This window comes from Streptomyces sp. SudanB182_2057, assembly GCF_964272715.1.
GTDB lineage: Bacteria > Actinomycetota > Actinomycetes > Streptomycetales > Streptomycetaceae > Streptomyces > Streptomyces rubradiris.
Genome location: NZ_OZ186798.1, coordinates 2838389 through 2851020, shown reverse-complemented (window position 1 = coordinate 2851020; position 12632 = coordinate 2838389). Strand labels below are relative to the sequence as shown.

The 12632-nt window shown below is 73.0% G+C and carries 9 protein-coding genes; 5 read left to right on the top strand and 4 right to left on the bottom strand.

Annotation, left to right across the window (positions count from 1 at the left end; translation table 11 throughout):
• Positions 1-189: 189 nt before the first annotated feature.
• Both ACSURM_RS12035 and ACSURM_RS12030 read right to left on the bottom strand, forming a co-directional pair.
• Positions 190-891 (bottom strand): response regulator, encoded by a 702-nt coding sequence (locus tag ACSURM_RS12035; protein ID WP_436955005.1) that lies wholly within the window; start codon positions 889-891, stop codon positions 190-192.
• Entirely contained in the window at positions 888-2828 is a 1941-nt protein-coding gene (locus tag ACSURM_RS12030; protein WP_436955004.1) for a sensor histidine kinase, read from the bottom strand. The genes ACSURM_RS12035 and ACSURM_RS12030 overlap by 4 nt, the downstream gene beginning before the upstream one ends.
• Before the next feature lie 153 nt (positions 2829-2981).
• Here ACSURM_RS12030 and ACSURM_RS12025 point away from each other — a divergent pair, with 153 nt between their 5' ends.
• Positions 2982-4361: a cation:dicarboxylate symporter family transporter gene (locus ACSURM_RS12025; protein ID WP_436955003.1), complete on the top strand. Its 1380-nt coding sequence runs from the start codon at positions 2982-2984 to the stop codon at positions 4359-4361.
• Positions 4362-4551: 190 nt separating this feature from the next.
• On the opposite strand, the gene ACSURM_RS12020 is transcribed toward ACSURM_RS12025, so the two are convergent.
• Positions 4552-5166, bottom strand: coding sequence for a TetR/AcrR family transcriptional regulator (locus ACSURM_RS12020; protein ID WP_436955002.1), 615 nt, complete (start codon positions 5164-5166; stop codon positions 4552-4554).
• A 126-nt stretch (positions 5167-5292) separates the two neighbouring features.
• On the opposite strand from ACSURM_RS12020, the gene ACSURM_RS12015 reads away from it, so the two are divergent.
• From ACSURM_RS12015 to ACSURM_RS12000, 4 genes are all read left to right on the top strand, one after another.
• Positions 5293-6966: an MFS transporter gene (locus tag ACSURM_RS12015; RefSeq protein WP_436955001.1), complete on the top strand. Its 1674-nt coding sequence runs from the start codon at positions 5293-5295 to the stop codon at positions 6964-6966.
• Between the two features lie 91 nt (positions 6967-7057).
• Positions 7058-7483 carry a MerR family transcriptional regulator gene (locus ACSURM_RS12010; RefSeq protein ID WP_436955000.1) on the top strand — a complete coding sequence of 142 codons (426 nt, stop codon included), beginning with the start codon at positions 7058-7060 and terminating at the stop codon, positions 7481-7483.
• Positions 7480-7812: a thioredoxin family protein gene (locus ACSURM_RS12005; protein WP_436954999.1), complete on the top strand. Its 333-nt coding sequence runs from the start codon at positions 7480-7482 to the stop codon at positions 7810-7812. The genes ACSURM_RS12010 and ACSURM_RS12005 overlap by 4 nt, the downstream gene beginning before the upstream one ends.
• A gap of 122 nt (positions 7813-7934) precedes the next feature.
• The gene (locus ACSURM_RS12000; RefSeq protein WP_436954998.1) at positions 7935-10238 is read left to right on the top strand and encodes a HelD family protein; all 2304 of its coding nucleotides are present in this window, start codon (positions 7935-7937) and stop codon (positions 10236-10238) included.
• On the opposite strand, the gene glgB is transcribed toward ACSURM_RS12000, so the two are convergent.
• Positions 10213-12618: a 1,4-alpha-glucan branching enzyme gene (glgB, locus tag ACSURM_RS11995; protein ID WP_436954997.1), complete on the bottom strand. Its 2406-nt coding sequence runs from the start codon at positions 12616-12618 to the stop codon at positions 10213-10215. The genes ACSURM_RS12000 and glgB overlap by 26 nt on opposite strands.
• Positions 12619-12632 lie beyond the last annotated feature (14 nt).

Sequence of the window (12632 nt, the reverse complement as noted above, 5' to 3'; positions counted from 1 at the left end):
ACCTCCTGAGCGCACGTGGGGGTGGCGCGGAGATGACTGCCGTGTGAAGGTAAGAGCGCTGGTCCGGTCAGGTCAATGCGTCTGCGGGGTGATAGCGCCCCGGCCGGGCCGCCCTGAGCACCGCCCGGCCCGCCGCACCCGAGCGGAGGGAGCCGGGGCCCGCACCCGCGCCGCGGCCCTCAACGCCCCTCAACGCCCCTCAACGCCCTGCGGAACCCACCGGTACACCAGCTCCGGCCGGCCCACCTGCCCGTACAGCGGGCTCCGGGCGGCGCGGCCCGTGTCCACCAGGTGTTCCAGGTAGCGGCGGGCCGTGATCCGGGAGATGCCCACCGCCTCGGCCAGCCCGGCCGCCGTGAGCCCGTCCGGCGCCTCCCGCAGCGCGCCCGTCACCCGTTGCAGCGTCGGTGCGCTCAGGCCCTTCGGCAGGGCGGCCGGCGTGGGGGCGCGCAGGGCCGCCAGGGCCCGGTCCACCTCGTCCTGGCCGCTCGCCTCGCCCGCCGCCGCGTGGAACTCGGCGTAGCGCGTCAGCCGGTCCCGCAGCGTCGCGAACGTGAACGGTTTCAGGACGTACTGGACGACGCCCAGCGAGACGCCCTCCCGCACCACCGCCAGGTCCCGTGCCGAGGTCACCGCGATCACGTCCGCGTGGTGTCCGCCCGCCCGCAGCGACCTGGCCAGCTGCAAGCCGTGCACGTCCGGCAGGTGCAGGTCCAGCAGGAGCAGGTCCACCGGGGTGCGGTCCAGGATCCGCCGGGCCTCCGCGCCCGTGTGCGCCTTCCCGACCGCGACGAACCCCGGCACCCGGCCGACGTACATCACGTGCGCGTCGGCGGCCACCGGGTCGTCCTCGACGACGAGGACGCGGATGGGCTGCCGTTCGTCCGTCATCCGCCGCCGCCAAGGCGTCCGCCGTCGGCCGGGGATACGGCTCCGTCACCGAGGGATGCGCGACCGCCGTCGCCCGGGGACACGGCTCCGTAGCCAGGCGAGGAGTGTCCGCCGCCCGGAGATGCGGACCCGTCGCCCGAAGGCGTGTGTCCGCCACCGGCAAGAGGCACGGACCTGTCACTCGTAGACGCGGATCCGTGGCCCGGGGACGCGTATCCATCGCCGTCCGAGGACGCGGAACCGTCACCGCCCGCAGGCGCGGAACCGTCGTCCGCGGGCGCGCGTCCACCGCCCGGCGACGCGCACCCCCCGCCGCTCACGGACGCCCGCAGCGGCAACCGCACCTCGAACACCGCTCCGTCCTCGCCGTCCTCGCCGGGCCCCGTCACCGTCAGCGTGCCCTCCTGGCGGGTCACCGCCTGCCGGGCCAGGGCCAGCCCGAGTCCCCGCCCGCCCGGTCCGGCCGGTTTGGTGGAGAACCCCCGCTGGAATACCAGGCCGGCGTGCGCGGGGTCGACACCGGGGCCGGTGTCCGACACCCGGAGCACCAGCTCGGCGCCCGAAGCGTACGCCGTCACGGTCACCCGGGCCCGGACGCTGCCCTGGGCCGCGTCCACCGCGTTGTCGATCAGGTTGCCGAGGATGGTGACCAGGTCCCGCGCCGGCAGCTCGGCCGGCAGCAGGCCGTCGTCCAGGCGGCTGTCCGGGGAGACCACCAGCTCCACGCCCCGTTCGTGCGCCTGGGCGGTCTTGCCCAGCAGCAGCGCGGCCAGCACCGGCTCGCTCACCGCCGCCACCACCTGGTCGGTGAGGGCCTGGGCCAGCTCCAGCTCGGCCGTGGCGAACTCCACCGCCTCCTCGGCCCGGCCCAGCTCGATCAGCGACACCACCGTGTGCAGCCGGTTCGCGGCCTCGTGCGCCTGCGAGCGCAGCGCCTGCGTGAAGCCCCGCTCCGAGTCCAGCTCGCCCATCAGGGACTGGAGTTCGGTCACGTCCCGGAGCGTCACGACCGTGCCCCGGCGTTCGCCCCCGGACACCGGGGAGGTGTTCACCACCAGTACCCGGGACGCGGTCAGGTGCACCTCGTCCACCCGGGGCTCGGAGGACAGCAGCGCGCCGGTCAGCGGGGCCGGCAGGCCGAGCCCGGCCACCGAGCGGCCGATCAGGTCCGCGTCCGGGGTGCCGCCGAGCCCGAGCAGCTCCCGGCCGCCGTCGTTGACCAGCGCGACCCGGTACTGGCCGTCGAGCATCAGCAGCCCCTCCCGGACCGCGTGCAGCGCGGCCTGGTGGTAGTCGTGCATCCGGCTCAGCTCGGTGGCGTTCATGTTGTGGGTGTGGCGGCGCAGCCGGGCGTTGATCACATAGGTGCCGACCGCGCCCAGCACCAGCGCCCCGCCGGCCACCCCGAGCAGCGCCGTGACCTGGTCCTGGATCCGGGCGCTGATCGTCTCGACCTTGATGCCGGCGCTCACCAGCCCGACGACCCGGCCGCCGTCCGTGACCGGGGTGACCGCGCGGACGGACGGGCCGAGCGTGCCGGTGTAGGTCTCGGTGAAGGTACGGCCCTGCCGGGCGGGCCCGATGGTGCCGAGGAAGCGTCTGCCGATCTGCGCGCGGTCCGGGTGGGTCCAGCGGATGCCGGACGGGTCCATGATCGTCACGAAGTCGACGTTGGCGTCCCGGGTGACCTGGAGGGCGTACGGCTCCAGCCGGGCCGTGGGGTCCGGTTCGCGGATCGCCGCGCGGACCGAGGGGGCGTCGGCGACCGACCGGGCCACCGCCGTGGCCTGCCGGGCGGCGGAGTCCTCGGCCTGCCGCCGGTCGCTGACGTAGGTGAAGAGCGCGTACCCGGCCACGACCACCGCGATCAGCACGGCCTGCATGGCGAACAGCTGGCCGGCCAGGCTGCGGGGTCGGGGGAGGGCGGGCAGACGCATGCCAGCAGTGTGCCTCTCCGTCCGATCGTGAACTAAATGAACGGAAGGGTGACCGCCCTCACAGGCCGGGAGATAGTCACGGCGTTCCCAACAACGCCCGGACGTGAGCCGCACGCCGGTTGTTCACCGACGAAGACGTCAAGGAGGGCAGTCGTGGCCGCCAGCCCCGCCGATACGGCATCTGCCGCACCCCGCGCCCAGCGGGATCGGACCCATTACCTGTACATCGCCGTCATCGCGGCGGTCGCGCTCGGTATCGCCGTGGGCCTGATCTGGCCCGACGCGGCGGTGGAGCTGAAGCCGCTGGGCACCGGCTTCGTGAACCTGATCAAGATGATGATCTCGCCGATCATCTTCTGCACGATCGTGCTCGGTATCGGTTCGGTGCGGAAAGCCGCGAAGGTCGGTGCCGTCGGCGGCATCGCCCTCGGCTACTTCCTGGTGATGTCGGTCGTCGCGCTCGCCATCGGTCTCGTGGTCGGCAATGTGCTGCACCCCGGCGACGGGCTGCACCTGACCGAGGCGCTCCGCAAGAGCGGCCACGCCCAGGTGGAGAGCGACGCGCTGCCGCCGGTGGACTTCGTGCTGTCGATCATCCCGGACACGTTCGTGTCCGCGTTCACCCAGGGCGAGGTGCTCCAGACGCTGCTGGTGGCGCTGCTCGCCGGGTTCGCGCTCCAGGCCATGGGCCGGGCCGGGCAGCCGGTGCTGCGCGGGATCGAGCACCTCCAGCGGCTCGTCTTCCGCATCCTGTCGATGGTGATGTGGGCGGCGCCCCTCGGCGCGTTCGGCGCGATCGCGGCCGTGGTCGGCTCCGCCGGCGTCGACGCGCTCAAGAGCCTGGCCGTGCTGATGCTCGGTTTCTACGTCACCTGCTTCCTGTTCGTCTTCCTGGTGCTGGGCGCGCTGCTGCGGATCGTCGCGGGGCTGAACGTCTTCTCGCTGTTCAAGTACCTCGCCCGCGAGTTCCTGCTGATCCTGTCCACGTCCTCCTCGGAGTCCGCGCTGCCCCGGCTGATCGCGAAGATGGAGCACCTGGGCGTCAGCCGGCCGGTGGTCGGCATCACCGTGCCGACGGGCTACTCGTTCAACCTCGACGGCACGATGATCTACATGACCATGGCGTCGCTGTACATCGCGGACGCGCTGGGGACGCCGATGTCGGTCGGCGAGCAGATCCCGCTGCTGCTGTTCCTGCTGCTGGCGTCGAAGGGCGCGGCCGGGGTCAGCGGCGCGGGCCTCGCCACGCTGGCCGGCGGCCTGCAGTCGCACAAGCCGGCCCTGGTCGACGGCGTCGGGCTGATCGTGGGCATCGACCGCTTCATGAGCGAGGCGCGGGCCCTGACGAACTTCGCGGGCAACGCGGTGGCGACGGTCCTCGTCGGGACGTGGACCAAGGAGATCGACAAGGGCCGGGTGCGCCGGGTGCTGGCCGGCGAGCTGCCGTTCGACGAGACCACGCTGCTGGACGAGGGGCGGTCGTCGGGGGACGAGACCCCGTCGGCCCGGAAGGAGGGGCTGGTCAAGGCCTGAGCGCCCGCCGCCGTACTCCGGCCGTCCGGCCCCGCCTGAACCGGGGCCGGACGGCCGGTTCTCCGTCGGACCACGGCGTTTCCACGGCATTCCCCACGGCACGTGACGGCGCTCCCGCGGCACGTGAAGGCATTCCTACGGCACTCGTGCGGCGCTTCCGAGGCGCTTCCGCGACGTTCCCCGGGCGTTCCTACGACACCTCGGCCACCAGCTCCATGGCTCGGGGCGCGGGTACGCCCGCCGAGGTCAGGACGGCGACCGTGGCCGAGCGGCCCGCCTGCGCCGCCGCCAGCAGGCCGTCGTTCACCGCCTCCATCAGGGCGAACAGCATCTGCTCGTGGACGTACGCCAGCGCGGGCGCGGGCAGCGGCGACTGGAACACGCCCGTGTCGAGCCCGCGCTGGAGCAGCCGTACCTTCGACTCGCGCAGGGGGGCGAGGCGGTCGCGGATGCCCTGGACGGTGACCGTCCGCTGGGCCAGCGCGATCAGCAGCCGGTAGCGGTCGGCGGTCTGCCAGATCGCGAGCACCGACCGGGCCACCGCCTCCGCCGGGTCCGTCACCCCCGCCCGGCCCGCCGCGTCGGCGTCCGCCAGCGCCTGCACCGCCTCGTCCACGAGGGTGCTGATCAGCGCCTCGCGGCTCGGGAAATGGCCGTACACCGTCCGTCGTACGACGCCTGCCGCGCGGGCGATCTGGTCCATGGAGGCGTCGGGGTCGCGCAGCAGCTCCGCGAGGGCGACGTCGAGGATGCGGCGCCGGTTTGCGTCGGCGCGGCTGGTGTTACCCGTGGTCATGGCGGTCATTGTGCCTTCCCGCCCCTTTCCGACTGGACTTGCACAGTCCTGTGCAACGTCGTACATTGCACATTGTTGTGCAATTGCACGTTACTGTGCAAGTCCGTCGCGTACCCGAGGAAGGCGACCCCTGCCATGCGACTCGTCATGACCGAACCGGTCGAGAGGATGGAGCGCCCCTACGCCCGGCGATGGTGGGCGCTGCTGGTGCTCTGCCTGAGCCTGCTGATCATCGTGATGGCGAACACCGCCCTCACGGTCGCCGCGCCCGACATGACGAAGGACCTTGGGCTCTCCAGCGCCGACCTGCAGTGGGTGATCGACGGCTACACGGTGCCGTACGCGGCGCTGATGCTGCTGCTCGGCGCGATCGGCGACAAGTACAGCCGGCGCGGCGCGCTCGTCCTCGGCCTGGTGGTGTTCGGCGGCGGAGCCGTCTTCGGCTACCTCGCCGACAGCGCGGCGACCGTCATCGCGGCCCGTGCCGTGATGGGCGTCGGCGCGGCGCTGATCATGCCGGCCACGCTGTCGCTGCTCGCCGCGACCTTCCCGCGCGCCGAGCGGGCCAAGGCCATCACCCTGTGGACCGCCACCGCCGGGCTCGCCATCGCCGCCGGTCCCGTGGTGGCCGGTGCCCTGCTGCGCGACCACGGCTGGTCCTCCACCTTCCTGATCAACGTGCCGGTCGCGGCCGTCGCGCTGATCGCCGCCTTCGTCCTCGTCCCGCCGTCCAAGGCGGGCCACCACGACCGCATCGACTACGTCGGCGGCGTGCTGTCGGTGATCTGGACCGCCGCGCTCGTCTACATGATCATCGAGGGCCCGCACTTCGGCTGGGGCGCCAAGGCGATCGGCGCGGCCGTCGTCGCCGGCGTGGGCCTGGTCGTCTTCGTGCTGTGGGAGCTGCGCCACCCGCGCCCGATCCTGGACGTGCGCCGCTTCACCGCCCGCCGCTTCGCGGGCTCCAACCTCGCCGTCGCCCTGTTCTTCCTGGCCGTCTTCGGCGCCTTCTACTACCTGACCCAGCACCTGCAGTTCGTCCTCGGCTACGACGCCCTGCAGACCGGTGTGCGCATGCTGCCGCTGGCCGGCGCGGTCTTCGTCGGCTCGGCCCTGACCGCCCTGCTCACCCCGCGCGTCGGCATGAAGTGGACCGTCGGCGCGGGCATGGCCGGCGGCACGGTCGCCCTCGCGCTGCTCACCCGGGTGGACGCGGGCTCCGGGTACGGCGACTTCGTGGCGCCCCTGATCATCCTGGGCCTCGCGATAGGCCTGGCGCTCTCGCCCTGCACCGACGCGATCATGGGCGCGTTCCCCGAGTCGGAACTGGGCGTCGGCGGCGCCGTCAACGACACCTCGCTGGAGCTGGGCGGCTCGCTCGGCATCGCCATCCTCGGCTCCCTGCTGGCCACCTCCTACAGCGACCACCTGTCCGACGCCACCCAGGGCAGCAAGCTCCCGGCGAGCGCCCTGGACACCGCGCAGGACTCGGTCGGCGCCGGGTACGCCGTCGCGCAGGGCATCGGCGAGAAGGCGCACGAGGCCGCCGCGCGGGCCCAGCAGGCGACCGACCCGCAGCAGGCCGCGCAGCTCAAGCAGCAGGCCGGCGAGCTGGCCTCCGGTGCCCGGCAGATGGCCGACGCGGTCGGCTCCGCCTTCTCCGACGCGGTCGCCCACACCAGCCTGGTCGGCGCGGTGATCCTGGGCGTGGGCACGGTCCTGGTGGCCGTCCTGCTGCCGCGCCGCGAGGCCGCGGGCCCGCAGCGGCAGGACGCCGAGAAGGAGCTGGCGGACAGCCGGACCGCCTGACCTTCCGGCGCGGAGGAGCGCGAGACCGGCCGGGACCGCCGTCCCGGCCGGTCTTGCGTTGACGCCGACGTCAACCCGTACCGTCGGGGACATGCGAATCGGCGAGCTGGCCGCACGGGCCGGAACCACGACCCGCACCCTGCGCTACTACGAGCCCCGGGGGCTGCTGCCGGCCCGGCGCGACGCCCACGGACACCGGACGTACGACGAGGGCGATCTGCGGCTGCTGGCGCAGATCCGCACCCTGCGGGACTTCGGCTTCGACCTGGAGGAGACCCGGCCGTTCGTGGAGTGTCTGCGGGCCGGGCATCCGCAGGGCGACTCCTGCCCGGCCTCGCTGGTCGTCTACCGGAGCAAGCTGGCCGAGCTGGACGCGCTCATCGGGCAGCTGACGGCCGTGCGGGAGACGGTCGCGGGGCAGCTGGCGCGGGCCGAACGGGCCCGTGACGAGCTGGCCGCCGAGGCGCTGGTTCCGGGAGGTCCGGAACCCGTGTGCCAACTGGGAGGGCAGCGATGAGCAAAGCGGTGGGTGTGGCCGAAGTGGGGGACGCGGACTTCGCGACGGAGGTCCTGGAGGCGGGACTGCCGGTGCTGGTGGAGTTCACGGCCGACTGGTGTCCGCCGTGCCGGCAGATGGCGCCGGTGCTCAGCCGGCTCGCGGCCGAGGAGGGCGAGCGGCTCAAGGTCGTCCAGCTGGACGTGGACCACAACCCGGAGACCACGAACGCCTACAAGGTGCTGTCGATGCCGACGTTCATGGTGTTCCGGGACGGTGAGCCGGTGAAGGCGATGGTGGGCGCACGCCCCCAGCGGCGGCTGCTGGAGGAGCTGGCCGACGTGCTGTGAAGCAGTCGCAGACCGCGAAAAAATCCCCCGGGCAATTGCGCTCGGGGGATTTCTCTGCGTATATTCGGTGGTTCGCGACTTCTATTTCAAGAGATCGCGAAGAAGTCCAGTGACCACAGTATATGCGGGCGGGAGCGGAATTGTCAAACGCGGATCTGTCGAACAGCGAATTCACCGACGATGAATTGCGGGGCGAGCAGGAATTCATCGACGGACTGTACGCGCGCGTGGACGTCCTGCGCGGCGAGACCGAGACCTCCGTCACGGACGCGCTCGCCCAGGGCGACAAGCCCATGCAGGCCCGGCTGGAGCGGGACATCCTGGTCGCCGAGCGCTCCGGGCTGCTCGCCGCGCTGAACGCCGTGGACGGCTCGCTGTGCTTCGGCCGGATCGACCTGGCCGGCGGCACCACACACCACATCGGCCGCATCGGGCTGCGCGAGGACGACGCCGAGCGCACCCCGGTCCTGATCGACTGGCGGGCCGACGTCGCCCGCCCCTTCTACCTGGCCACCGGCCACACCCCGATGGGCCTGCGCCGCCGCCGGCACATCGCCACCGAGGGCCGGACGGTCACCTCCCTGCACGACGAGATCCTGGACCTCGGCGACGCCACCCGCACCGGCCACGAGGACCACAACGGCGACGCCGTGCTGCTGGCCGCGCTGAACTCGGCGCGCACCGGCCGGATGAGCGACATCGTGCAGACCATCCAGGCCGAGCAGGACCGGATCATCCGGGCGCCGCACCGCGGGGTGCTGGTCGTGGAGGGCGGCCCCGGCACCGGCAAGACCGCGGTGGCCCTGCACCGGGCGGCGTACCTGCTCTACGAGCACCGGGAGCTGCTGGCCCGCCGCGCGGTCCTCATCGTCGGCCCCAACCCCGCCTTCCTCGGCTACATCGGCGAGGTGCTGCCCTCGCTCGGCGAGACAGGGGTGCTGCTGGCCACGGTCGGCGAGCTGTTCCCCGGGGTCAAGGCCACCGCTGCCGACACCCCCGAGGCCGCCGCCGTCAAGGGCCGCGCCGACATGGCCGAGGTGCTGGCCGCCGTCGTCCGCGACCGGCAGGCCCTGCCGGACCCGGTGATCGCGATCGAGCACGACCGGGAGGTGCTGATGCTGGACGACGGCCTGGTGAACGTCGCCCGCGAACGCACCCGCGCCGCCAAGCTGCCGCACAACGCGGCCCGCGAGCACTTCGAGGGCTACATCCTCAACACGCTCACCGAGCTGTACGCCGAGCGCGTGGGCACCGACCCCTACGACGGCAGCAGCCTGCTCGACGCCTCCGACATCACCCAGATCCGCGACGAACTCGCCGAGAACCCCGAGGTCTGGGACGCCGTCGACCGGCTGTGGCCGCGGCTCACCCCGCGGCGGCTGGTCGCCGACTTCCTCGCCGAGCCCGACGGCTATCTGCCGGAGGAGGACGCCGACGCGATCCGCCGCCCGGTGACCCGCGCCTGGACCGTCGCCGACGTGCCGCTGCTGGACGAGGCGGCCGAACTCCTCGGCGAGGACGACCGGTCGGCCCGCGCCCGCGCCGAACGCGAACGCGAGACCCAGGTGGCCTACGCGCAGGGCGTGCTCGACGTGTCGTACGCCTCCCGGACCTACGAGTTCGAGGACAAGGAGGACAGCGACCCGGAGGCGAGCGAGGTCCTGTCCGCGCACGACATCATCGACGCCGAGCGCTTCGCCGAACGGCACGAGGAGGCCGACCACCGCAGCGCCGCCGAACGGGCCGCCGCCGACCGCACCTGGGCGTTCGGGCACATCATCGTGGACGAGGCGCAGGAACTGTCGCCGATGGCCTGGCGGCTGCTGATGCGGCGCAGCCCGACCCGCTCGATGACCCTGGTCGGCGACCCCGCCCAGACCGCCGAGGCGGCCGGCGTCGGCTCCTGGGCGGACATCCTCGCCCCCTACGTCGAGGACCGCTGGGAGCACACCCGGCTGGGCGTCAACTACCGCACCCCGGCCGAGATCATGGACCTGGCGGCGGCCGTGGTCCGCGCCGAGCACCCGGACTTCGAGCCGCCCAGCTCGGTCCGCTCCACCGGCGTACGGCCCTGGGTGCGGCAGGCCCTGGACGACCTGCCCGGCGCGGTCGCCGAGGCGGTCGCCGAACTCACCCCCGAGGAGGGCAGGCTGGCGGTGATCGCCCCGCGCGAGCTCCACCGTGCCCTGGCCGCGCGCCTGGACGGGATCACGGCGGGCGCGGAACCCGACCTGACCCGCACGGTCGTCCTCCTCGACCCCCGCCAGGCCAAGGGCCTCGAATTCGACTCGGTCCTGGTCGTGGAACCCGCCACCTACGGCACGAGCGACCTGTACGTGGCCCTGACCCGCGCCACCCAACGCCTGGGCGTCCTGCACACGGGGTCGCTCCCGGCCGGGCTCACGCCGGCCGCAGCCACACCGTAGCCAGTGGGGGCAGGGTCAGGTGGAGGCTTGTGGGGCGGCCGTGGGCGGGGTGGGGGTCCGGCTTGAGGGGGTCCGGGTGGGTGATGCCGCTGCCGCCGTACCGCGTGGCGTCGGTGTTCAGGACCTCCACCCAGGCCGGGACGTCCTCCGGCACCCCGACGCGGTAGCCGGGGCGGACCACCGGGGCCAGGTGGGAGACCGCGAGCAGCGGGGTGCCGTCGGCGGCGCGGCGCAGGAACACGAAGACGTTGTCGTCCGCCGCGTCCCCGGCGATCCACTCGAACCCCGCCGGATCGGTGTCCCGCTGCCACAGCGCCGGGGTCGCCCGGTACACCGTGTTCAGGTCCCGGACGAGGTCCTGTACGCCCCGGTGGTCCGCCGCCGCGCCGTACCCCGGATCCAGCAGCCACCAGTCCGGGCCGCGTGCCTCCGACCACTCGGCGCCCTGTGCGAACTCCTGCCCCATGAACAGCAGTTGCTTGCCGGGGTGGGCCCACATGAAGCCCAGGTACGCCCGGTGGTTCGCGCGCCGCTGCCACCAGTCGCCCGGCATCTTCGACACCAGGGACCCCTTGCCGTGCACCACCTCGTCGTGCGAGATCGGCAGGACGTAGTTCTCGCTGTAGGCGTACACCATCGAGAACGTCATCTCGTGGTGGTGGTACTTGCGGTGCACGGGGTCGTGGCTCATGTACTGGAGAGAGTCGTGCATCCAGCCCATGTTCCACTTCAGGCCGAAGCCGAGCCCGCCGAAGCCGCTCGGGCCCCGGTGGTGGGTGGGGCGGGTGACGCCGTCCCAGGCGGTGGACTCCTCGGCGATGGTCACCACGCCCGGGCAGCGCCGGTAGACGGTGGCGTTCATCTCCTGGAGGAAGGCCACCGCGTCCAGGTTCTCCCGGCCGCCGTGCTCGTTGGGCGTCCACTGCCCGGAGTCCCGTGAGTAGTCCAGGTAGAGCATGGAGGCGACGGCGTCCACCCGCAGCCCGTCGATGTGGAACTCCTCGCACCAGTACACGGCGTTCGCCACCAGGAAGTTGCGCACCTCCCGCCGGCCGAGGTCGAACTCCAGCGTGCCCCAGTCCGGATGGGCGGCCCGCGCCGGGTCCTGGGGCTCGTACAGCGGGTGCCCGTCGAAGGCGGCCAGCGCCCAGTCGTCGCGCGGGAAGTGTGCCGGCACCCAGTCCATCAGCACCCCGATGCCGGCCTGGTGCAGCCGGTCCACCAGGTACTTGAAGTCGTCGGGCGTGCCGAGGCGGGCCGTCGGGGCGTAGTACCCGGTGACCTGGTACCCCCACGAGCCGCCGAAGGGGTGCTCGGCGACCGGCATCAGCTCCACGTGGGTGAAGCCCATGTCCCGTACATACGCGGTGAGTTCGTCGGCCAGTTCGCGGTACGTCAGTCCGGGCCGCCAGGAGGGCAGGTGGACCTCGTAGACGGAGAACGGCGCCTCGTGCACCGGGGTGTCCGCGCGGTGCGCCAGCCACTCGGCGTCGCCCCACTCGTGGTGCGAGACGTCCACGACGGACGACGTCGCGGGCGGGACCTCGGTGCGGCGGGCCAGCGGATCGATGCGCAGCGTGCGCGACCCGTCCGGCCGGGTGATCTCGAACTTGTACAGTTCCCCCTCGCCGATCCCCGGCACGAACAGCTCCCAGACCCCGGTGCCGCCCAGCGAGCGCATCGGGAAGCCGGTGCCGTCCCAGTAATTGAATCCGCCGCAGACCCGCACGCCCCGCGCGTTCGGCGCCCACACCGCGAACCGGGTGCCGGTGACGCCCTGGTGGGTGCCGACGTGGGCGCCGAGCGCCTGCCACAGCTGCTCGTGCCGGCCCTCGCCGATCAGGTGCAGGTCCAGCTCGCCGAGGGTGGGCAGGAAGCGGTAGGGGTCCTCGGTCTCCAGGACCGTGCCGTCGTACGTCACGAGCAGCCGGTAGGCGGGGACCGAGGCGAGCGGGAGCAGGCCGGAGAAGAACCCGTCGCCGTCGTCGTGCAGCCGCGCGCGCAGCTCGCCGCAGTCCACGGTGACGGCCCGCGCGTACGGGCGGAAGACGCGGAAGGCGACCCCGCCGGGGACCGGGTGGGCGCCGAGGACGGCGTGCGGATCGTGGTGGGTGCCGTGCAGCAGCCGCACCCGGTCATCGGCGTCCACGGCGGCGGAGACCGCGGAGACGACGGGGGCGGGCGCGGGGGCGGGCGCCACCGGGGCGGGGGCGCCCTCCGGCCCGGACGGCGCCGGCTGCGCGGGCACCCGCGCGGACCGCGCCCGCGCGGCTTGGGCCCGCGCCGCTTCGGCCTGCGCGGCTCGGGCCTGCCCGGTCTGTGCCTGCGCGGCTCGGTGTTGTCCGCCGGTGTTCCCGGCGGCTGGCTTCTTGGACGTCACGAGCGAGTCTCCCG